This window comes from Chromobacterium sp. CV08, assembly GCF_051129845.1.
Classification (GTDB): Bacteria; Pseudomonadota; Gammaproteobacteria; order Burkholderiales; family Chromobacteriaceae; genus Chromobacterium.
Map to the genome: position 1 here is coordinate 1,035,314 of NZ_CP150453.1, position 20,063 is coordinate 1,055,376.

At 65.9% G+C, this 20,063-nt stretch carries 19 protein-coding genes; 6 read left to right on the plus strand and 13 right to left on the minus strand.

The window, feature by feature from the left end; genetic code table 11:
- Positions 1-39: 39 nt before the first annotated feature.
- Complete coding sequence (locus tag WNM05_RS04865) at positions 40-906, plus strand: NAD(P)-dependent oxidoreductase (protein ID WP_434632951.1); 867 nt, start codon at positions 40-42, stop codon at positions 904-906.
- Positions 907-976: 70 nt separating this feature from the next.
- Here WNM05_RS04865 and WNM05_RS04870 read toward each other — a convergent pair whose 3' ends face one another.
- Positions 977-1,246, minus strand: a complete 270-nt coding sequence (locus tag WNM05_RS04870) for an HU family DNA-binding protein (RefSeq protein WP_101706852.1) — start codon at positions 1,244-1,246, stop codon at positions 977-979.
- Positions 1,247-1,461: 215 nt separating this feature from the next.
- Between WNM05_RS04870 and WNM05_RS04875 the strand changes: the two genes are divergently transcribed.
- Together WNM05_RS04875 and WNM05_RS04880 are read left to right on the plus strand one after the other, a co-directional pair.
- Positions 1,462-1,719, plus strand: coding sequence for a DUF3761 domain-containing protein (locus WNM05_RS04875; protein ID WP_434632953.1), 258 nt, complete (start codon positions 1,462-1,464; stop codon positions 1,717-1,719).
- A gap of 233 nt (positions 1,720-1,952) precedes the next feature.
- The gene (locus WNM05_RS04880) at positions 1,953-2,234 is read left to right on the plus strand and encodes a DUF3761 domain-containing protein (protein WP_434632954.1); all 282 of its coding nucleotides are present in this window, start codon (positions 1,953-1,955) and stop codon (positions 2,232-2,234) included.
- Positions 2,235-2,267: 33 nt separating this feature from the next.
- Here the strand turns inward: WNM05_RS04880 and WNM05_RS04885 are convergent, their stop codons facing one another.
- The 4 genes from WNM05_RS04885 to WNM05_RS04900 all read right to left on the minus strand — a co-directional run bounded on the left by WNM05_RS04885 (position 2,268) and on the right by WNM05_RS04900 (position 7,437).
- Positions 2,268-3,896, minus strand: a complete 1,629-nt coding sequence (locus WNM05_RS04885) for a methyl-accepting chemotaxis protein (protein ID WP_434632956.1) — start codon at positions 3,894-3,896, stop codon at positions 2,268-2,270.
- Between the two features lie 451 nt (positions 3,897-4,347).
- Positions 4,348-5,514 carry a chromate transporter gene (locus WNM05_RS04890; RefSeq protein WP_434632958.1) on the minus strand — a complete coding sequence of 389 codons (1,167 nt, stop codon included), beginning with the start codon at positions 5,512-5,514 and terminating at the stop codon, positions 4,348-4,350.
- A gap of 209 nt (positions 5,515-5,723) precedes the next feature.
- Positions 5,724-6,341, minus strand: a complete 618-nt coding sequence (locus WNM05_RS04895) for a hypothetical protein (protein WP_434632961.1) — start codon at positions 6,339-6,341, stop codon at positions 5,724-5,726.
- A 229-nt stretch (positions 6,342-6,570) separates the two neighbouring features.
- Positions 6,571-7,437 carry a YicC/YloC family endoribonuclease gene (locus WNM05_RS04900; protein WP_434632963.1) on the minus strand — a complete coding sequence of 289 codons (867 nt, stop codon included), beginning with the start codon at positions 7,435-7,437 and terminating at the stop codon, positions 6,571-6,573.
- A gap of 99 nt (positions 7,438-7,536) precedes the next feature.
- Between WNM05_RS04900 and WNM05_RS04905 the strand changes: the two genes are divergently transcribed.
- The 3 genes from WNM05_RS04905 to rph all read left to right on the plus strand — a co-directional run bounded on the left by WNM05_RS04905 (position 7,537) and on the right by rph (position 10,165).
- Positions 7,537-8,508 (plus strand): serine/threonine protein kinase, encoded by a 972-nt coding sequence (locus WNM05_RS04905; protein WP_434632965.1) that lies wholly within the window; start codon positions 7,537-7,539, stop codon positions 8,506-8,508.
- Entirely contained in the window at positions 8,505-9,383 is an 879-nt protein-coding gene (locus tag WNM05_RS04910; protein WP_434632967.1) for a PP2C family protein-serine/threonine phosphatase, read from the plus strand. The genes WNM05_RS04905 and WNM05_RS04910 overlap by 4 nt, the downstream gene beginning before the upstream one ends.
- 65 nt (positions 9,384-9,448) lie before the next feature.
- On the plus strand, positions 9,449-10,165 hold the full coding sequence (gene rph, locus WNM05_RS04915) for a ribonuclease PH (protein WP_434632970.1): 717 nt from the start codon (positions 9,449-9,451) through the stop codon (positions 10,163-10,165).
- 45 nt (positions 10,166-10,210) lie between these two features.
- Here rph and WNM05_RS04920 read toward each other — a convergent pair whose 3' ends face one another.
- The 8 genes from WNM05_RS04920 to fdnG form a co-directional block, all read right to left on the minus strand.
- Positions 10,211-11,017, minus strand: coding sequence for a trypsin-like serine peptidase (locus tag WNM05_RS04920; RefSeq protein WP_434632973.1), 807 nt, complete (start codon positions 11,015-11,017; stop codon positions 10,211-10,213).
- Between the two features lie 87 nt (positions 11,018-11,104).
- Entirely contained in the window at positions 11,105-12,028 is a 924-nt protein-coding gene (locus WNM05_RS04925) for a hypothetical protein (RefSeq protein WP_101706863.1), read from the minus strand.
- Positions 12,029-12,160: 132 nt separating this feature from the next.
- Complete coding sequence (gene rstB / locus WNM05_RS04930) at positions 12,161-13,435, minus strand: two-component system sensor histidine kinase RstB (protein WP_434632975.1); 1,275 nt, start codon at positions 13,433-13,435, stop codon at positions 12,161-12,163.
- Between the two features lie 6 nt (positions 13,436-13,441).
- Positions 13,442-14,158: a two-component system response regulator RstA gene (gene rstA / locus WNM05_RS04935; RefSeq protein WP_434632976.1), complete on the minus strand. Its 717-nt coding sequence runs from the start codon at positions 14,156-14,158 to the stop codon at positions 13,442-13,444.
- Between the two features lie 79 nt (positions 14,159-14,237).
- A complete protein-coding gene (gene fdhE / locus WNM05_RS04940) occupies positions 14,238-15,128 on the minus strand; it encodes a formate dehydrogenase accessory protein FdhE domain-containing protein (protein WP_434632978.1) in 891 nt (296 codons plus the stop codon).
- Positions 15,129-15,218: 90 nt separating this feature from the next.
- Complete coding sequence (locus WNM05_RS04945) at positions 15,219-15,836, minus strand: formate dehydrogenase subunit gamma (protein WP_434632980.1); 618 nt, start codon at positions 15,834-15,836, stop codon at positions 15,219-15,221.
- Positions 15,833-16,720, minus strand: coding sequence for a formate dehydrogenase subunit beta (gene fdxH, locus WNM05_RS04950; protein ID WP_434632982.1), 888 nt, complete (start codon positions 16,718-16,720; stop codon positions 15,833-15,835). Before fdxH ends, WNM05_RS04945 begins: the two co-directional genes overlap by 4 nt.
- Positions 16,721-16,732: 12 nt before the next feature.
- Positions 16,733-19,789: a formate dehydrogenase-N subunit alpha gene (gene fdnG / locus WNM05_RS04955; RefSeq protein WP_434632985.1), complete on the minus strand. Its 3,057-nt coding sequence runs from the start codon at positions 19,787-19,789 to the stop codon at positions 16,733-16,735.
- Between the last annotated feature and the right edge of the window lie 274 nt (positions 19,790-20,063).

The window sequence follows — 20,063 nt, forward strand, 5'->3', positions numbered from 1 at the left end:
CCTATGCTCGGCCGATTGTCGAGTGAGGAGGGGAGTGTCATGCATATCGGATATATCGGCCTGGGCATCATGGGACGCCCCTGCGTGCTCAATCTGCTGAAGGCCGGCCACCGGGTCAGCGTGTGGGCGCGTAGGCGCGAAAGCGCGGCGCCGCTGCTGGAGGCGGGCGCGCATTGGGCGGACAGCCCGGCCGCGCTGGCGGCCGAAGTGGAGGTGCTGGTCAGCAATGTGTCCGACACCGCCGACGTCGAGGCCGTGTTGCTGGGCGAGAACGGCGCGGCGCGCGGCGCGCGTCCGGGCCTGGTGTGCGTGGACATGAGCACCATCGCGCCGAACGGCGCGCGGCGCATCGCCGCCGCGCTGGCCGAGCGGGGCATAGACTTTCTCGACTGCCCGGTGTCCGGCGGCGAAGTCGGGGCCGTCAACGGCACGCTGACCATCATGGTCGGCGGCAGGGCCGAGGCGCTGGAAAAGGCGATGCCGGCGCTGCGGGCGATGGGACAGACCATCACCCGCATCGGCGACAGCGGCGCCGGCCAGGTGGCCAAGGCCTGCAATCAGATCGCGGTGGCGGTCGGCGTGGCGGCGGTGGCGGAAATCGTCAAGCTGGCCCGGGCCTGCGACGTCGATCCGGCGCCGGTGCGCGCCGCGCTGCTGGGCGGCTTCGCCCAGAGCCGGGTGCTGGACGTGCACGGCCAGCGGATGATAGACGACAACTACGCGCCGGGCTTCAAGGCCAAGCTGCACGCCAAGGACATGCACATCGTGCTCGATACCGCGCGCGAGCAGGGCATCAGCCTGCCGGCGGCCGAACGTACGATGCAACTGATAGACCAGCTGGTGGCGCAAGGCGACGGCGAGCTCGACTCGTCGGCCATCGCCAGGCTGATCTGGCAGCAGAACTGAACGTCTTGCCGGAAAAAAAACGGGCCGCGATCATGCGGCCCGTTTTTCATATTCGTTGCTTGCGCCGGAATCAGGCGATGCGGTCTTTCAGTTGCTTGCTGGCGACGAAGGCGACCTTGCGCTTGGCGGCGATCTGGATGGTTTCGCCGGTTTTCGGATTGCGGCCGGTGCGGGCGGCACTTTCCTTCACCTTGAACTTGCCGGCCATGATGCTGATCTCGCCGTTGCCGGCCAGCGTGTCCAGCAGGACTTCGTCGAAAGCGCCCAGCACGCGCAGTACGTCGGCTTTGTTCAGGCCGGACTTGTCGGAGAGGAGGGCAATCAGTTCGGCTTTGGTCATGTGTGCGTCTTTCGCTTAGGGTAAAACCCCATTTTCTGCGATTTCCTCGCCCGGATAAAGGTAAAAAAGCATAGTTCGCTTATAAATGGTCGGCGATGTGTTGCGGAGCGGCCCCGCCAGGTGGGGCCCGCGAGCGTTGCGTGCCCGAAAGCGGGCTGTCCGCGGAGGCCGCAGGCTCTTAAAATGCGCATTTTCGCAATCGGAAGGAGTGAAGTATGCGTGCAGTCTCGATGATGGCGGCCGCCGCGGCGGCGCTGCTGCTGGCGCTGGCCGCGCCGCCGGTCCTGGCCCAGCGGGTGACCGGATCGACCAATCTGGTGACCGGGGACGGCGCGTCCGCCCGCGAGGGCAGGACGGCCCGCTCCAGAGCCAAGCCGGCCGGCGCCACGGCCCGTTGCCGGGACGGCAGCTACAGCTATAGCCGCCGCCACGCCTGCGCCGGCCATCGCGGCGTCGCCAGGCGTTATCGCTAGCGCGATGCGAAAGCCCGCCGGGAGGCGGGCCTGGAGGACGCGGTCGACGGCGGCGACTTATTCACAGAAGGCCGGCATCCGCGGACTTGTCCACAGCTTGGCCGGCAGGCGCGCCGGCGGGGCGGCGGGAACCGACAAAAAGGCCATAAGGAAGCGGCGATCCGCGCGATGGCCTTGGCGCGGCGCGACGGCGGCAGCTAAAATGCTTATGGCATTTCAAAAGGGAAGATCATATGCGCCTAGCCGTCCTAGCCTTTGCCGCGCTGCTGGCCGTCCAGCCGGTTTTCGCGAAAAAACCCAGCCAGACCGACAACGATGCGCCGAACGAGTCCCAGCTTGTCGAGCACGGCAGCTACAGGAATTCGGACGGCAAGGAGGTGCACAGCCCGGCGCACTCGAAGAACGGCAAGGCGCCGGCTGGCGCCTCGGCCAAGTGCAGGGACGGCACATACAGCTTCAGCGCGCACAGGCGAGGCACCTGCTCGCATCACGGCGGCGTGGCGGCCTGGCTGTAGCGCATGGAAAAACTCTGACCGGCGGGACGCCGCTCACAGCTTGAAGCGTGAGGTGACGTGCTGCAGGCTTTGCGACAGCGAGTCCAGCTCGCCGGAGGTGGTGGCCAGTTCCTGCACCGTCGCGCTGTTCTGCTCGGCCATCTGCGACACCTGCTCCATGCTTTGCGCCAGCGTCAGGCTGGCGGCGCGCTGCTCCGACAGGCTGGAGGTGATGCTGGCTATCGTGCCGACGATGGACTGGGTGTTGTTCTCGATCTCCTGCATCGACATGCTGGCCTCGCTGGCGCTGCCGGACACCGCTTCGACGCTGGTCAGGCTGCCGGCCATGCTGTCGACCACCCGATGGGCGTTCTGCTGGATGGAGCCTATCATCTGGGTGATTTCCTGGGCCGAGCTGGTGGTGCGCTCGGCGAGCTTTCTGACTTCGTCGGCGACGACGGCGAAGCCGCGGCCCATCTCGCCGGCGCGCGCCGCCTCGATCGCCGCGTTCAAGGCCAGGAGATTGGTCTGATCGGCGACGTCGCGGATCACGGTGACGATATTGCCTATGCGCTGTACCTCGTTGGTCAGGTTCTGCATCTGCTCCGAAGTGCTGGCGACTGACTGCGACACGGTGCCGATCTGGCCCACCGAGGCCTGCACGTTGTGGCCGCCGCGGCTGGCCATCTCCCCGGCGGCGCGGGCCTGGTCGGAGGCCTGGTCGGCGTTGTCGGCCACATGATTGATGCTGACGGTCAGCTGCTCTATGGTTGCGGCGGCCGAGGTGGTGGCCTCTGACTGGCGCTGGGCGCCGTTGGCCACTTCCTTCGACATGCTGGACAGCTCGCGCGCGGCGTTGGACACATTGTGCGCGTTCCGCTGGATGCTGGACACCACCTCGCGCAGTCCCTGGCGCATTTCCTGGATGTCGCGGGCGATGATGATGGCTTCATCGCGCGCGGACGGCAGCGATTCGTCGGCGCCCGACAGGTCGCCCTGCTTGATCTGATGCACCAGTTCCACCGAGTGCTGCAGCGGCGTGGTGATCATCCGGGAGATCCACCACGCGGCCATCGCCCCCAGCGCCAGCGCCAGCAGCGTGATCGTGATCATCAGGTTGCGGGCCTGATCATAGCTGTCCTGGCCCTCCTGCACGGCCTGCAGCATCCGGTCGCCCTGGTATTTGGCCAGATCCTTCAGCGCCGCCATGAAGGCGTTGTTGGCGACCGTGAAATGCTGCTTCAGAAAAGCATAGGCCGGCGCGCCCTTGCCGGTGCGCGCCAGCTTGTACATCGTCTCGTATTGCTGGGCCAGCACGGCGCGCGCCTCTTTGGCCTTGTCCATCAGCGCGCGGCCCTGCGGCGTCGCGATCAGCTTGTCCAGCGCCTCCATATCCTTGGTGTTGGATGCGCGCAGGCTTTCCACCTTGGCGATCTCCGCCTCTATCATCTCCGGCTCGGGCGCGATGATGGCGTTGCGCACGCCGCGGCCGACGTCCAGCGTGGTGGTCGTGATGCGGTTGACCAGCGCCACCTTCGGGTAGCGGTTGTCGGTGATGTCGCGGGTCTTCTGCTGTAGATTGTCCATCTTGTACATCGCCAGGCCGACGACGATCAGCAGCATCGCCAGCAATGAGCCGAATCCGAGAAAAAGTTTCTGCCTGACCGTCAGCTGATAAAGCATCGCGCGTCTCCACGGTTGTCCTATAGACAAGCTAAATGCATAACCATTTTCATATTAGAACCTGTTTGCAATTTTTTTCCCGGCATTGGCGGTTTTTCGCCGCCGATGTCGGTTTCCCATCGTTGGGGAACGGTTTTCGCTCTAGGAGGGCGGCCGAATGCCGGTATCCGGACTGGAAGAAAGGTCAGGGGAGGCGTAACCATCCTGTCTGGCCGGGCTGGAGCAGAGGAGGGGGCGCTGACTGATGATTGCGTAAGCGCCGGAAAGCCTTTCCTGGCCATGATCCGGCTATTCGCGTTTGTACGCGCGCAAACCGGGCATGCTCCCGTTTCGCGTCATCTTGCCGAGGCTCGGCGCGGATGAGCCTCTCGTCCACAGCGGTTTGTGGCTGCGACGCTGTGAGGGTTGTGCGGCAAGATGGTTTGCCGCAAGCGGCGGCGAGCCTCGCGGCTCAGAAACGATGTGTCAGTGGAAACAGCGCGATGCCGAGCAGCGCCGCGCCGGCAACGATGACCGGTTCCGGCAGTGTCTTCCATCGCCAAAGCAAGCCGGCGGTGCAGATCGCCAGCAGCGCGGTGGGCAGGTCGGTCAGCGAGCGCTGCGCCAGCACCACTACCGAGCCTGCGATGGCGCCGATTGCCGCCGCGGTGATGCCATCGACGAAAGCCATCAGGCCCGGGCGCTTGCCGTGCTTCTTGAAATGCGGCGCCGCCAGCACCGTGATCAGATAGCACGGCAGGAAAGTGGCCAGCGCCGCCAGGCACGCGCCGGGCAAGCCTGCCACCAGATAGCCGATGAAGCCCGTGGTGATCACCACCGGCCCAGGCGTGATCATCGCCACCGCCACCGCGTCGACGAACTGCTTGTCGGTCAGCCAATGATGCTCGCTGACGATGCCGCCATAGAGGAAAGGCACGATGGCGAGGCCCGAACCGAAGACGAAGGCGCCGGCCTTGGCGAAAAACACGGTCAGTTGCAGCAATAGGCCAGGATCGGTCGCGGCGGGCAACAGCGGCAGCGGCAGCGGCAATGCCGCGCCCAGCGCGCCCGGAGAGGGCCGGGGCCGGCAGCGCGACAGCCAGACCAACAGTCCGGCCGCAATGAACAGCCAGGCGATCTCGGACTGGGTAATGATGGTGACCAGCGCCAGCGCCGCGAAGATGGCCCACAGCATGCGGTCGCTTTTCAGGTTCCTGGTCGCCAGCTTGTGCGCGCTGATCGCCATGATGCCGATCACGGCGGCGCCGACGCCATAGAACACCGCCTGCATCCAGGGCAGGCCGCCTAAGGTCCGATAGGCCCAACCCAGCGCCAGCACCATCAGGAAGGACGGCAGCACGAAGGCCAGGCCGGCGGCGGTGGCGCCCAAGACGCGGTAATGGACATAGCCGAGGTAGATTGCCAGCTGGGCCGCCAGCGGCCCCGGGGCGATCTGCGCCAGCGCGATGCCCTCCTTGTAATCTGCCTCGGCTATCCAGCCGCGCTGCTCGACCAGGTCGCGATGCATGTAGCCGACCAGTGCCACCGGGCCGCCGAAGCCCAGCGCGCCCAGCCGCAGGAAATAGCGCGTCAGCTGCCACAAGCTGTATCGGATCGGCGCGGTGGGAGGGGCCGTCATGATTCGACTCCTGGACCGGCGGTCGACGACCCGGCCGGTGTGAAATGGACATGTAGTGAATTTAGCACTTGCGAAATCCGGGCGCGTATTTGTTCGTCGTTCGGGAACCGGGCCGACCGGCACGAAAGAAAGCCCGCGCGGCGGGCTGGGTGGCAATATGCCGGAATGGCCTTGCGGTGCCGTCGCGCCGATATTGGCCGCGATCTTCTTCAGGATGCCCGATCTCCGATGCGCGCCGGCAGGAAGGCGCACTGTCCGATGAAGTGCCAGCGTATGTAGTCCGCCGTGCCGGCCAGGTTGGAGGCGCGCCACGGCCGGTAGCGGGCGCCGCACAGTCCCATGGCGGCGTTGCCGCGGTGCGGCGTATGCAGTCCTACCATCTGGACCGCGCGCTGGCGCGCATCGGGCACGGTGGTTTCGCCGCTCCAGTGCCGGCAGCGCATGCAGTCGTTGACCCGGCCGGCGAGGCGTTCCGCTTCGGCGCGCGGCAGGCCGCCGTCGTGTTCGATGATCGCGGCGCGCTCTTCGACGGCTTCCCGATCGTCGTCGGCATCGACGCCGGCGTGGTGGCGGGCGAGGTGGGCATCGAGGGCGGCGGCCAGTTCGGCCGGCGGCACGCCGTCGCGCGAGATCTGCGCGCGCAGCAGCGACCGCCATTCGGCGCGATCGGCGCCGGACCAGCGCTCCAGCCGGCAGATCCGCTCGACCCGCCGGTTCAGCCCGGCGGGCAGGGCGGCCGATGACGGCTTGGCCTCTTCGCAGGCGAGAGGCCGGCATGTTTTCCGCGGCGCTTGTTTGTCGGCGCCGAGCCATTGCTGCATATTCATTCTTTTCCCTCCGGCACGGGATACGGCATCCTGTGTCCTGATCCGCGTCTTGCGGATGCATTGCAGCGTGCGCTGTTCGTCGGGGAAGATGAAGCCGACACCGTTCAGGCAAGCGGCCTGCGTTTCGGGGGCCGGTGCCGGCGTTGGCGTTCCGGGAGGGGATGGATCGGGCTGGAAATGAATAAAGCCCCGGCTGGCGGGGCTTTGCGGTTTCGGCGGCTAGGCGCGCTTACTCGATGTTCTGGATCTGTTCGCGCATCTGTTCGATCAGCACCTTCAGTTCGACCGAGGCCTGGGTGGTGTCGGTGGAGACCGACTTGGAGCCCAGCGTGTTGGCTTCGCGGTTCAATTCCTGCATCAGGAAGTCCAGCCGCTTGCCGGACTGGCCGCCGGATTTCAGGATGCGGCGCACTTCGGTGAGGTGGGTGCTCAGCCGCGACAGCTCCTCGTCCACGTCTATCTTCTGCGCGAACAGCGCGAATTCCTGCTTCAGCCTGTCCTCGTCGACGCTGCCCAGCGCCTCCTGCAGCCGGCCGGACAGCTTGGCCATATAGCTGTCGAGGATCTGCGGCAGCTTGGGCTTGATCGCGGCGACGATGGCCTCCATCGCCTCTATCCTTTCGATCAGCACCGCCTTCAGCTTTTCGCCTTCGCGGCCGCGAGAGGCGTTGAAGTCGGCCAGCGCGGTCTGCAGCGCGTCCAGGCACAGCTGGTGCAGCACTTCCGGCGCCAGTTCGTTGCTTTTCAGCACGCCGGGCCAGCGCATCAGTTCGCCGACCGACAGGCCCTTGCCGTCGCCGCAGCGTTGCTGCACGTCGCGGGAGACTTCGAGCAGGCGGTCGAGAAGGGCGTGATTCAATTCCAGCGTCGGGGCGGCGCTGTCCACCTGGTTCAGGCCGACGCGGCATTCCAGCTTGCCGCGGGTGACGCGGGCGGCGATCTGTTCGCGCAGCTGCGGTTCGATGATGCGCAATTCTTCCGGCAGGCGCATCTGCACGTCGAGGTAGCGATGATTGACCGCTCGGACCTCCAGGCTCAACATGCCACCGGGGAATTCCCGGGTGGCGGCGGCAAAGCCGGTCATGCTCAGTATCATGCGGGGCTCCTATTGCGAATCCAATTTCAAAATGCCGGGCCCGAATTGCTTTGCTAAGCTCAATTCAGGGCCAGTGGACACTATAACAACTGCCATCCGATGACTCAATCCAGCAAGCAGACCGCGCTACCGCCTGGCTATCGCCTGGCGGAGTACACCATTGTGCGCCAGTTGTCGGTCGGCGGCTTCAGCGTCGTCTATCTGGCGCTGGACGATGCCGACCGCAAATTCGCGATCAAGGAATACCTGCCGCGCAATCTGGCCGAGCGCAATCAGGAGGACGGGGTGACGGTGCCGCATGAGATGGATCGCGACGCCTTCAATCTGGGTCTGAAGTGCTTTTTCGAGGAGGGACGGGTGCTGTCCGGCATCTCCCATCCGACCGTGGTGCGGGTCAGCAATTTCTTCCGCGCCAACCAGACGGTGTACATGGTGATGGAGTATGCCGACGGCCGCTCGCTGGGACGGGAGCTGGAACTCGCCGGCGGCAGGATGGAGGAGAGGCTGATCCGCAAGTGGTTCGCCGCGCTGCTGTCCGGGCTGCGCGAGGTGCACAGCCAGCGCTTGCTGCATCTGGACATCAAGCCGGCCAATATCTATCTGCGTCGCAGCGGGGTGCCGCTGCTGCTGGATTTCGGCGCGGCGCGGCAGACGCTGTCGCGCCGCGACAAGCATTTCGCCGCGATGTACACGCCGGGTTTCGCGGCCCCGGAGCAGTACGAGCGCGATCAGCCGCTGGGGCCGTGGACCGATATTTACGGGATAGGCGCCTGTCTGTACGTGTGCATGGGCGGCGCGACGCCGCAAAACGCCAAGGCGCGGAGCGAGAGCGACGCGCTGGTGCCGGCGGCCAAGGCTTTCGGCCATTTGTACTCGCGCGAGTTGCTGGCCTTGTGCGACCGTTGCCTGGCCTTGTCGCCGGACGACAGGCCGGCGACGGTGCTGGAAGTCCAGAAGTGCCTGCAGCAGACCGAATACAGCAAGCCGGAGAAGCCGGCGGCGGAGGGCAACCGGCTGATGGGATGGATCCGCGGCCTGGCCGGCGGCCGGCGTCGAGAGGGGACGGAATGAAACTGTCTATTTTCCAGGAAAGCCGGATCGGCGGCCGTAGCTACAATCAGGATCGGCTGGCCATCGCCCATTCGACTGAAACGGTGATGCTGGTGGTGGCCGACGGCATGGGCGGCCATATGCGCGGCGAGGTGGCGGCCCAGATCACCGTCGATCTGCTCTGCGAGTTGTTCTACCAGCAGGCGGCGCCTACGCTCAGCTACCCGAACCGTTTCCTGGTCAACGCGATCAGCTCGGTGCACCAGGTGATCCTGGAGTACGCCGCCGATCATAGACTGCCCGACGTGCCCAGCACCACGGTGGTGGCGGCCATTCTGCAGCACGGGCAGCTGTACTGGTGCCATGTCGGCGACTCGCGCCTGTATCTGCTCGATCAGCGGGGGCTGAGGCTGCGTTCGCGCGACCATTCCCAGGTCCAGCGCATGATAGATCTGGGTACGCTGAGCGAGGAGGCGGCCAAGACCCATCCGGAGCGCAACAAGATCTACAACTGCCTGGGCGCGTCCAGCGATCCGGACATCGATATCGGCGAGCGGCAGAGCATCGCCGCCGGCAGCTCGGTCCTGCTGTGCACCGACGGCCTGTGGTCGCAGGTGCAGGATGCCGAGATGGAGAAGGTCTTCGCCGGGCGCAACGTCAACCAGGTGCTGCCGGCGCTGATCAATGTCGCCGAGCGCCGGGCCGGCGCCGGCGGCGACAATCTGTCGGCGCTGGCGGTGACGCTGCTGGACGACTCGCTGGAACTGGGCGAGCGCGCCGATGTGCTGGACACCGAGAAGACGCCGCCGCAGAAGGGCGGGCGCCTGATCCTGGAGTCGAATCTCGCGACGATGCACCAGGAGATACTGGCCAGCCAGGTGGACAAGGACAGCTGAGTGCGGCGACCGGGCGCAGGCGGAGTATAATCGCCGTCGTTCCCACTTTCCGTCCAAGGCCATCGATGCGACCTTCCCAACGTAATGCCGACGCGCTGCGCGTCGTCCGACTGACCCGTGGCTACACCCGGCATGCCGAAGGCTCGGTGCTGGTGGAGTTCGGCGACACCAAGGTGATCTGCACCGCCAGCGTCGAGGAGACCGTGCCGTCCTTTCTGAAAGGCAAGGGCCAGGGCTGGGTGACGGCGGAATACGGCATGCTGCCGCGCTCCACCGGCAGCCGGATGCGGCGCGAGGCCGCCGCCGGCAAGCAGTCCGGCCGCACGCAGGAAATCCAGCGCCTGATCGGCCGCTCGCTGCGCGCCGTCACCGACCTCGCCAAGCTGGGCGAGCGCCAGATCGTCATCGACTGCGACGTGATCCAGGCCGACGGCGGCACCCGCACCGCTAGCATCACCGGCGCCTACGTGGCGCTGGCCGACGCGATCCAGGGCCTGATGGCCGCCGGCAAGTTGAACGCCAGCCCGCTGCGCGACCAGGTGGCGGCGGTATCGGTCGGCGTCTACCAGGGCGTGCCGGTGCTGGACCTCGACTATCCGGAGGATTCGGCCTGCGAGACCGATATGAATGTGGTGATGACCGGCAACGGCCGCTTCGTCGAGGTGCAGGGCACCGCCGAGGGCGAGCCGTTCAGCGAGGAGGAGATGAGCGCGATGCTGGCGCTGGCGCGCAAGGGCATCGCCGAGCTGCTGGCGCTGCAGCGCGAGGCGCTGGCCGGCTGAGCGACTGTCCGCCGGATGCCGGAAGGCCGCCCTTGGGCGGCTTTCTCATTTCTTGGCCGGAGATTTGGCGATGAAGGCGCGCAAGGCCTGTTCGAACATCGGCGCCGACACGCTCATATTGTCTTCCAGCTTGCGGCGAGAGGCCGGCGGCGCCGAACTCTGTACCGCGACGATGGTGGCCTGGCCCTTGGCGTCGATCGCGAAGATCGGCGAGCCGCTATTGCCTTCCAGCGTGTCGCAGCGGTGGGTCAGGCGGCCGTCTTCGCGCAGGGCGATGGCCTTGCAGCCGTGGTGGGCGCGCAGATGGCGCTGGTCGTCGACCGGGTAGCCGCCCTGGGTGACGGTCCATTGGCGGCTGGCCAGCAGCGCCTTCAGCGCCTTGGCGTCGCCGGAGAACACCGGCACCGTGCCCTGGCTGTTGCCCAGCGGGGTGGCCAGCCGCACGAAGGCGAAGTCGCGCGGCGCGATGCGCGGTGGAATGTACAGGCCGTCGCGCTTGCGGATCAGCCCTTTCAGAAAGGCCTTGTCCACCTGCACTTCCTTGATCCGGCTCAGCGCCGTGTATTCGTCGCCCCACAGGCCGACGGTGAAGCTGACGGCGGGGTCGAAGCGGCCCTTCTCGTCGACGAAGCAGTGGCCGGCGGTCAGCACCACGTCGGGGGCCACCAGCGTGCCGGTGCAGATGGTGCGGGAGCGGGTTTCCAGCTGGCCCACCGTCTGCCACGGCATGCGGTCGGGCTTTTCCAGCACGCGGTCGTCGAGGCCGAAGAACAGGATCTTGTGCTCCTTGCTGAGCGGAGCGGCGTGGAGGAGCGGGGACAGCAGGGCGAGGCAGAGGGCGAGGCGCTTCATCGGGCGGAGTCCTGAAATGACAACGGGGCGCAGAGCGCCCCGTGAAAGCGATGCCGCGAGCTTCAGGCTGCGGCGCCGATGCCGGAATTACTTGGCAGCGGAAGCGGCTTTCTTGCCAGCGTGCTTGGCGGCCTTCTTAGCCGGAGCGGACGCGTCCTTCTTGGCAGCTTGAGCCTTTTGAGCGGCGGAAGCTTCCTTCTTGGCAGCGTGGTGCTTCTTGGCGTGGTGCTTGTGAGCCTTCTTGGCTACCGGAGCGGAAGCGTCGGCCTTGGCAGCTTGAGCCTTTTGAGCGGCGGAAGCTTCCTTCTTGGCGGCGTGGTGCTTCTTGGCGTGGTGCTTGTGAGCCTTCTTGGCTACCGGAGCGGAAGCGTCGGCCTTGGCAGCTTGAGCCTTTTGAGCGGCGGAAGCTTCCTTCTTGGCGGCGTGGTGCTTCTTGGCGTGGTGCTTGTGAGCCTTCTTGGCTACCGGAGCGGAAGCGTCGGCCTTGGCGGCTTGGGCTTTCTGAGCGGAAGCTTCTTTCTTGGCGGCGTGCTTCTTGGCCTTCTTGGCCTTCGGAGCGGACGCGTCAGCCTTGGCGGCTTGAGCCTTCTGAGCGGAGGCTTCCTTCTTGGCTACGTGCTTCTTGGCCTTCTTGGCCTTCGGAGCGGAAGCGTCGGCCTTGGCGGCTTGAGCTTTTTGAGCAGCGGAAGCTTCCTTCTTGGCGGCGTGCTTCTTGGCTACGTGCTTGTGAGCCTTCTTGGCCTTCGGAGCGGAAGCGTCGGCCTTGGCGGCTTGGGCTTTCTGAGCGGAGGCTTCCTTCTTGCCAGCGTGCTTGTGAGCCTTCTTGGCTTTCGGAGCGGAGGCGTCGGACTTAGCGGCTTGAGCTTTTTGAGCGGAAGCTACTTTTTTCTTTTCAGCTTTCTTGGCCTTGTGGATGGCCGGAGCGGAAGCAGCAGCTTTTTCAGCGGCGAAGCCGTTGGCGGACACCAGGCTGAAAGCAGCGGTCAGGGCGAGCAGAGCCAGCTTTTTCATTTACGAAACTCCTAAGTTTCTTTCGATTGGGGTGAAACGGACCCGTAAAAGTCCTAATTCAGGGCGAGATGCTATCTGTGGCAAGGGGGAGCGTCTAGGGGAGGCGTGTATCTCAATGTTACAAAATGTACATCAGGCGGTCGGCCAACGCAGCAGGAAGCGCGCGCCGCCCATGGGCGAGCTCTCCACCTTGATGCTGCCGCGGTGGGCGCGGGCGATGCCGGCGACGATGGCGAGGCCGAGTCCATGGCCGCCGGTCTTGCGGCCGCGGCTCTCGTCCAGCCGGACGAAGGGGTCGAACACCCGTTCGCGGTCGGCTTCCGGTATGCCCGGACCGTCGTCGTCGACGATGATGCAGCAATGCTGCTGATCTATCAGGATGTGGGTGGCCACGACGGCGTTGGCGTGCCGGCGGGCGTTGGACAGCAGATTGTCCAGCGCGCGGGTGATCATGTGCTCGTCGGCGGTGATGTCCAGCGTCTCGCCTACCGGTTCTATCCAGTGGATTTCCTGCGCCAGCGCCGCCTGGCCGGCGATGCGCTCGCGCGCCCACGGCAGCGCGTTGAATGTGCTCAGCTGCAGCGGCGCCTCGGGCCGGTCCAGCCGGGCGTGGAACAGCAGTTCCTCCACCAGCTTGTCTATCGCCGTCAGGTCGCGTTCTATCGCCTGCCGCTCCGGCGACGTCTCGTCGCCCTCCAGCAGCGCCAGCCGGTAGCGCAGCCGGGCCAGCGGCGTGCGCAGCTCGTGGGCGACGGCGTTGGTCAGCGTCTTCTTGCTGTTGATCAGCGCGCCGATATTGTCGGCCATGTGGTTGAAGGCGACGCCCAGGTGGTGGACGCCGGAGTGCGGCGGCAGGTCGACGCGGGCCGACAGGTCGCCGTTGGCCAGTTGGCCGGCGGTGCGCTCCAGCGCCACCAGGTCGCGCCAGTGCGGACGCATCCACAGGAAGACCGGAATCGCCAGCGACAGGCCCAGGAGCCCCAGCAGCGCGTAGTCGAACCATTTGAGCCGGTGCAGGAAGAACAGGTAGCGCAGCGGGCCGGCCACCAGCAGGTAGTTGCTGTCCTGCAGTTTCTGCAGGAACAGGTATTTGTCCTCCAGCATCACGATCTCGCCGCGGTCCAGCGCCTGGCGCGATTCGTCGTCGAGAATGTAGTTGCTCATTTTCTCGACCTTGACGCGGAAGGTGAAGCCGTAGTCGGCATTGGCCAGCGTCTCGCTCCAGCGGTCTTCCGGCACGCCGCGCAGATCGGCCTCGATCAGCGACAGCGTGGTGCGCAGGAGGTCGGCCAGGTAGCGTTCGCCGACATCGTCGACGGCCTGCTTGTACACGACGCCGACCATGACGACGGCGACCAGGAAGCAGGCCATCAGCAGCAGGTAGAACTGGATGAACAGGCGGCGCATCCGCGCTTACTCCCAGCCGGACAGCGAGAACAGATAGCCGCGGTTGCGCACGGTCTTGATGCGGAACGGCTCGCTGGGATTGTCGCCCAGCTTCTTGCGCAGCCGCGAGATGGCCACGTCTATGCTGCGATCCAGGCCGTCGTAGCTGACGCCGCGCATTTCCTTCAGCAGGATGTCGCGGTTCAGCGTCTCGCCGGCGTGGCTGGCCAACAGCCACAGCAGGTCGAAGTCCGATGTCGACAGCGGGATCTTCTCGCCGGCCAGGATCACGTCTCGGCTGACCGGGTCGATGGACAGCTGGCCGAACACCGCCTTGCGCGAACCCTTGGCCGGCTGAGCCTCGGCCGTCGGCTGCGCCGGGCGCAGATTGCGCAACTGGGCGCGCAGCCGCGCCACCAGCACCGACGGCGGCGTGGTCTTCAGGATGTAGTCGTTGGCACCCAGCTCCAGGCCCAGGATCTGGTTCATGTCGCTGTCCAGCGAAGTCAGCATGATGATGGGGCCGTCGAACTTGGGCCTCAGCTCGCGGCAGATCGACAGGCCGTCCTTGCCCGGCAGCATGATGTCCAGCAGCACCATGTCCGGCTTCTCGCGGGCGATGGTGTCGAGCGCGGCGTCGCCGCGCGGCTCGATCACCACTTCCATTTCGTGGCGGGACAGAAAATCGCTGATCAGTTCGGCGAGGTCGGCGTCGTCTTCGACGAATACGATGCGATGGGTCATGCGGGTATCCATGCGGTTGATTGGCGGTTCGCCGGCAAGTATCGCGCGCCGGGGGCCGCGGCTCAAGTGCGCACAGCCGTCAGGCGGGCTCCCGGCCGGGCAGGAACAGCGGATTGAAGCCGATGCGCCCGAAGCCCGCTTCGCCGGCCAGCAGATCCAGCGCCAGGCTGGCCAGGTCGTCGGCGCAGGCTTCCGCGTCGGCATCCTGCAACTGCGATATCTGCTTGAGCGCGCCGTGGCATTCGCCGCAGGCTTCCACTTCGCGCGCGCCGCGCTCCCGATGCGGCTGCTGATGGTCGGGCGGGGCGGGGACGTGGTCCAGCGCCGCCAGCGAGTAATAGCTGAGGCCGCGGCTGTTGCCGCAGGACAGGCAGCGCACCCGGCCAAGCGGCCAGGCGTGGCTGCACATCGAGCACACCACGTAGCGCTGGGCGTGGCCGCTGTCGCCGCGCAGCAGCAGCGAGGCCAGCGGCAGACCGCCGCAGCATGGGCAGCGCGAGTCCTGGCTTTGCGGCTCTGGCAGCGGCCGCTGCCGGATGCTGCGGGTGGCCTGGGCCTGCAGGGCGGCGCCCAGCAGCGGCAGCGCGGCGAACAGGGGACCGTCCACCGGGTAGTCGCCGTTGATCAGCCGCTCGGCCAGCCGGCTGAGCGCGGCGGCGTCCAGCGCGAGCAAGGCGCCCGATGCGGCCAGGACCTGCGCCGGAAGCTGCGGCTGCAAGGCCTGGGCCAGCTTTTCGAGCGCGGCGCGCGGATCGAGCCGCGACGCGTCGTGCAAGGCCTGCTGCTGCTGGCAGATGGCGGCGCACAAACGCAGAAAATCGGCCATCGCGTGGCCGTCGGCCAATCGCAGCAGCCGGTCGGCGCGGCGGGAGAAGATGTCGGTCGGCGGCCGCAGCACGGACGGGCTCATCAGCGGGATGTCGCCGGCGCGGATCTGTTCGGCCGGCAGGAGGGGTTGGGTGGGTGTCATCGTTGATCGCGGCGGTTGATTCCGGATGAAGCGCCGGCAGGTGTCCGCAAGGCCAAGCCCCAAGGCTCGCCTGCCGTCGCCGGATAGGTTTTATTTCTTTCCCGTCATTTCCTTGTACCAGCCCGGATGGTGCTTCTTCGCCCAGGCATCGGTGACCACGCCCTCCACCATCGCCCGTATCGTGCCCTTCACCCACAGCGCGGCGTAGACGTGGACGATGATGCTGGCGATCAGCAGGGTGGCGGCCCAGGCGTGCAGCAGCAGGGCCAGCCGGATCACCGGGATGGGGAAATAGCCGGAAAAGTACTGGCGCCAGGCGATGAGGCCGGTGAGCAGCATGACGGCCACGCACACGGTCATGATCCAGAACATCGCCTTCTGGCCGCCGTTGTATTTGCCGACCTCGACGGTTTCATGGCCGCGCAGTACGTCCTTCACCGCCATCATCCACTTGATGTCCTGGCCGTTGATCAGGTTGCGCCGCCAATAGCGGAAGAACTGGACGAAAAAGCCGACGAACATCAGCACGCCGACGAAGGGGTGCACCATGCGCGCCAGCTGCGGCGTGCCGAACACGCCGGTCAGCCAGAAGAAGGCCGGGTAGAACAGCGCCAGGCCGGACAGCGCCAGCAGCACGAAGCAGACGGCGACGATCCAGTGGTTGATCCGCTCGGCGGCGCTGTAGCGTTGCAGCAGTTTTTCCTTCATCGCTTGTCCTCCTCGCGCGTTTCGCTTTCCGCTTCGTCATCGGCGCGGTTGGGGCCGACGGTGATGTAGTGCAGGAAGCCGAACAGGCCGGCGGCGGCGATGCCTATCGTCGCCAGCGGCTTGAGCCAGCCCTTCCACAGTTGCACGGTGGGGCTGATTTCCGGGTTGTTGGGGAGGCCGGAGTACTGCTCCGGCTTGTCTGCGTGGTGCAGCACGTACATCACGTGCGTGCCGCCGACGCCTTGCGGATCGTACAGGCCGGCGTGCTGATAGCCGCGCTGCTGCAGGTCGGCCACCCGTTCCGCCGCCACTTCCTTCATGTCCTCCTTGGAGCCGAACTGTATGGCCCCGGTGGGACAGGTCTTGACGCAGGCCGGCTCCAGGCCGACGGCGACGCGGTCCGAGCACAGCGTGCACTTGTAGGCCTTGTTGTCTTCCTTGCTGATGCGCGGGATGTCGAACGGACAGCCGGCGATGCAGTAGCCGCAGCCTATGCAGTTTTCCTGGTGGAAATCGACGATGCCGTTGCTGTACTGGACGATGGCGCCCGGCGACGGACAGGCTTTCAGACAGCCGGGGTCGGCGCAGTGCATGCAGCCGTCCTTGCGGATCAGCCATTCCAGCTTGCCGTTGCTTTCCTCCTCGGCGAAGCGCATCACCGTCCAGGCCTTGGCGGACAGGTCGGTCGGATTGTCGTAGACGCCGATGTTGTGGCCGACTTCCTCGCGGATGTCGTTCCACTCGGAACAGGCCACCTGGCAGGCCTTGCAGCCTATGCAGGTGGAGGTGTCGATCAGCTTGGCCACCTCCAGGGTCTGGCGGACCTTGGGGCTTTCGGTCGGGCTGGCGGAGCGGCGATGGATGTCCAGCGATTGCAATGGCATGGCCGGGGTTCCTTACAGTTTTTCCAGCTTGACCAGGAAGGCCTTGTATTCGGGCGTCTGCGTATTGCAGTCGCCGACCGCGGGCGGCAGCGAATTGGTCAGGTAGCCCGGCCGCGCCACGCCCTCCCAGCCCCAGTGCAGCGGGATGCCGATCTGGTGCACGGTCTGGCCGTTGACCTTCAGCGCCATCAGCCGCTTGGTGACCACCGCCTTGGCCTTGACGAAGCCGCGCTTGGAGCTGACCTTGACCATGTCGCCCTGGGCGATGCCTTTTTCGCGTGCCAGGACTTCGCCGATCTCGACGAACTGCTCGGGCTGGGCGATGGCGCTCAAGAGCACCGACTTGGTCCAGAACTGGAAGTGCTCGGTCAGCCGGTAAGTCGTCCCGACGTAGGGGAAGTCCTGGTGCGTGCCCAGCCGCTTCCTGTCGCTGTCGAACAGCCGCACCGCCGGGCTGGACACCACCTTGGGGTGCAGCGGATTGGTGCCGATCGGGCTTTCCATCGGCTCGTAATGCTCGGGGAAGGGACCGTCCACCAGCTTGTCGGCGCAGAACAGCCGGCCCACGCCCTCCGGGTTCATGATGAAGGGCATCATGCCGGAGTCCGGCGCGGCGTCTGCCTTGAAGTCCGGCACGTCGCCGCCCACCCATTTCTCGCCGTTCCAGCTGATCAGCTTGCGCGCGGGGTCCCACGGCTTGCCCGACGGATCGCAGGAGGCGCGGTTGTACAGGATGCGACGGTTGGCCGGCCACGACCACGACCAGCCCGGCGTGTTGCCGAGGCCGGTGTCGGTGTTGTCGCGGCGCGCCATCTGGTTGCCGGCCTGCGGCCAGCAGCCGGAGAAGATCCAACAGGCGCAGGCGGTGCGGCCGTCGTCCTGCAGCACGGCGAAGCCGGGGATCTGTTCGCCCTTCTTCACCAATGTCTTGCCGGGGTCGGCCGGGTCCGGCAGATCGGCCAGCGCCTTGCCGTTCATTTCCATCGCCAGCTCGCTGGGCGTCGGAGCCTTGGGGTTGCGGTAGTTCCAGTTGACCTTGAGGATGGGCTCGGCCAGTTTGCCGCCTTCCTTGCGATAGAGATCGCGGATGGCGACGAACAATTCGCCGATGATTTCGTTGTCGCCCCTGGCCTCGCCCGGCGGCTCGGCGCCTTTCCAGTGCCATTGCAGCCAGCGCGCGGAGTTGACGATGGAGCCGTCCTCCTCGGCGAAACAGGTGGACGGCAGCCGGAACACCGTGGTCTGGATCTTGGCCGGATCGACGTCGTGCGCGTCGCCGTGGTTCTGCCAGAAGGTGGAGGTCTCGGTGGCGATCGGGTCGATGATCACCATGTACTTGAGCTTGGAGAAGGCCTCGGTCACCTTGGCGGCGTCGGGGAAGCTGGCCAGCGGGTTGAAGCCCTGCACGATGAAGCCGTTCATCTTGCCCTGGTACATCAGCTCGGCCATGTGCAGCACGTCGTACATCTTGTCCCACTTGGGCAGCCAGTCGTAGCCCCAGTTATTGTCCTTGCTCGCGTTGTCGCCCCACATCCATTTCATCAGGCTGACGAAGAACTTGGGCGTGTTGCTCCAGTAGTTGAACTGCTTCGCCTGCAGGGTCTTGGGCGTGGTCTTGGCGAGGTAAGTGGCCAGGTCCGGGTGGTCGGCCTCGCTGGGCAGCGTCAGGTAGCCGGGCAGGCTGGTGGACAGCAGGCCCAGGTCGGACAGGCCCTGGATGTTGGAGTGGCCGCGCAGCGCGTTGACGCCGCCGCCGGGCATGCCGATATTGCCGAGCAGGAGCTGGATCATCGCCATGGTGCGGATGTTCTGCGAGCCGGTGGTGTGCTGGGTCCAGCCCAGCGCGTACAGGATGGTGCCGGCCTTGTCCGGGCGGGCGGTCTCGCCCAGCTCCTTGCACACCTGCAGAAAGCCGTCCACCGGCGTGCCGCAGATGGTGTTGACCATTTCCGGCGTGTAGCGCGAGTAGTGCTGCTTCAACAGCTGCCAGACGCAGCGCGGGTGTTGCAGCGTCGGATCGGTCCTGGCGTAGCCGTCGTCGCCCAGCTCGTAGTTCCAGCTGCTCTTGTCGTACTTGCCCTTGGCCGCGTCGTAGCCGGAGAACAGGCCTTCGTCGAAGCGGTAGTCGTCGCGGACGATCAGCGCGGCGTTGGTGTAGGCCTTGACGTAGTCCCAGTGGATCTTGTCGTGCTGGATCAGCCAGTTGATCACGCCGCCGAGGAAGGCGATGTCCGAGCCGACGCGGATCGGCAGGTAGAGGTCGGACACCGAGGCGGTGCGGTTGTAGCGCGGGTCGACGACGATCAGCCGCGTGCCGCGGGTCTTCTTCGCCTCTATCGCCCATTTGAAGCCCACCGGGTGGGCCTCGGCGGCGTTGCCGCCCATCACCAGGATGAAGTCGGCGTTCTTGATGTCCACCCAGCTGTTGGTCATCGCGCCGCGGCCGAAGGTGGAGGCCAGCGCCGACACCGTCGGGCCGTGGCAGACGCGGGCCTGGGCGTCGGTGGCGACGATGCCCAGGCTGCGGATGAATTTCTGCGAGATGATGCCGGTTTCGTTGGAGCCGGCCGAGGCGGTCAGCATCGCGGTGGACAGCCAGCGGTTGATCGGCACGCCGGCGGCGTTTTTCTCGACGATGTGCGCGTCGCGGTCGTCCTTCATCAGCCGGGCGATGCGGGAAATCGCCTCGTCCCAGCTTATGCGCTTCCATTCGCCGCTGCCGGCTTCGCGCACTTCCGGGTAGCGCAGCCGCTTGGGGCTGTGGATGAAATCGAGCAGGCCGGCGCCCTTCGGACAGAGAGAGCCGCGGCTGACCGGATGGTCCGGGTCGCCCTCGATATGGTAGATCTCGCCGTGCGTGTTCTTGGCGCCGTCGCCGAGGCCGTACAGGATCAGTCCGCAGCCGACGGAGCAGTAGGTACAGGTGTTGCGCGTTTCGCGCGCGCCCATCAGCTTGAACTGCCTGACTTCGGCCAGCGCCTGCTGCGGCGCGAAGCCCATGGCGACCAGGCTGGAGGCGCCCAGCTGCGCCGCGGTCAGCTTGAACAGCTGACGTCTGGTGACTTCCATCGTCCATTTCCTCCAGGGTATCCGCATCGTAAGCGAATGGACGGATATCCATACTTGATGGATTTTTTCTATCTTTTATTCTTTTATGTTACTCCGCCGCAGAAACAATGACCACCTTATTGACATGGCTTTTCGGGGCGCGACGGGCCGGGGCCGAGGAGAAGGCGTGATGGCGGGAGGAGATGAGGCCAGGTCGCTGCGGCTAACCGGCGGGCGGCGGGGCGATTGCCCGCGCCGTCCGTCCAGTTCTTTGTAGCAGTTTTATTGCAATGTA

What these genes read in the sequence shown, in the direction of transcription:
- WNM05_RS04945 (WP_434632980.1), bottom strand. Translation starts at nt 15,836, where the DNA reads ATGAAGGAAAAACTGCTGCAACGCTACAGCGCCGCCGAGCGGATCAAC.
- WNM05_RS04885 (WP_434632956.1), bottom strand. Translation starts at nt 3,896, where the DNA reads ATGCTTTATCAGCTGACGGTCAGGCAGAAACTTTTTCTCGGATTCGGC.
- fdxH (WP_434632982.1), bottom strand. Translation starts at nt 16,720, where the DNA reads ATGCCATTGCAATCGCTGGACATCCATCGCCGCTCCGCCAGCCCGACC.
- rstB (WP_434632975.1), bottom strand. Translation starts at nt 13,435, where the DNA reads ATGCGCCGCCTGTTCATCCAGTTCTACCTGCTGCTGATGGCCTGCTTC.
- WNM05_RS04895 (WP_434632961.1), bottom strand. Translation starts at nt 6,341, where the DNA reads ATGAATATGCAGCAATGGCTCGGCGCCGACAAACAAGCGCCGCGGAAA.
- rph (WP_434632970.1), top strand. Translation starts at nt 9,449, where the DNA reads ATGCGACCTTCCCAACGTAATGCCGACGCGCTGCGCGTCGTCCGACTG.
- WNM05_RS04925 (WP_101706863.1), bottom strand. Translation starts at nt 12,028, where the DNA reads ATGAAAAAGCTGGCTCTGCTCGCCCTGACCGCTGCTTTCAGCCTGGTG.
- fdnG (WP_434632985.1), bottom strand. Translation starts at nt 19,789, where the DNA reads ATGGAAGTCACCAGACGTCAGCTGTTCAAGCTGACCGCGGCGCAGCTG.
- rstA (WP_434632976.1), bottom strand. Translation starts at nt 14,158, where the DNA reads ATGACCCATCGCATCGTATTCGTCGAAGACGACGCCGACCTCGCCGAA.
- WNM05_RS04880 (WP_434632954.1), top strand. Translation starts at nt 1,953, where the DNA reads ATGCGCCTAGCCGTCCTAGCCTTTGCCGCGCTGCTGGCCGTCCAGCCG.
- WNM05_RS04865 (WP_434632951.1), top strand. Translation starts at nt 40, where the DNA reads ATGCATATCGGATATATCGGCCTGGGCATCATGGGACGCCCCTGCGTG.
- WNM05_RS04905 (WP_434632965.1), top strand. Translation starts at nt 7,537, where the DNA reads ATGACTCAATCCAGCAAGCAGACCGCGCTACCGCCTGGCTATCGCCTG.
- WNM05_RS04890 (WP_434632958.1), bottom strand. Translation starts at nt 5,514, where the DNA reads ATGACGGCCCCTCCCACCGCGCCGATCCGATACAGCTTGTGGCAGCTG.
- fdhE (WP_434632978.1), bottom strand. Translation starts at nt 15,128, where the DNA reads ATGACACCCACCCAACCCCTCCTGCCGGCCGAACAGATCCGCGCCGGC.
- WNM05_RS04870 (WP_101706852.1), bottom strand. Translation starts at nt 1,246, where the DNA reads ATGACCAAAGCCGAACTGATTGCCCTCCTCTCCGACAAGTCCGGCCTG.
- WNM05_RS04900 (WP_434632963.1), bottom strand. Translation starts at nt 7,437, where the DNA reads ATGATACTGAGCATGACCGGCTTTGCCGCCGCCACCCGGGAATTCCCC.
- WNM05_RS04920 (WP_434632973.1), bottom strand. Translation starts at nt 11,017, where the DNA reads ATGAAGCGCCTCGCCCTCTGCCTCGCCCTGCTGTCCCCGCTCCTCCAC.
- WNM05_RS04875 (WP_434632953.1), top strand. Translation starts at nt 1,462, where the DNA reads ATGCGTGCAGTCTCGATGATGGCGGCCGCCGCGGCGGCGCTGCTGCTG.
- WNM05_RS04910 (WP_434632967.1), top strand. Translation starts at nt 8,505, where the DNA reads ATGAAACTGTCTATTTTCCAGGAAAGCCGGATCGGCGGCCGTAGCTAC.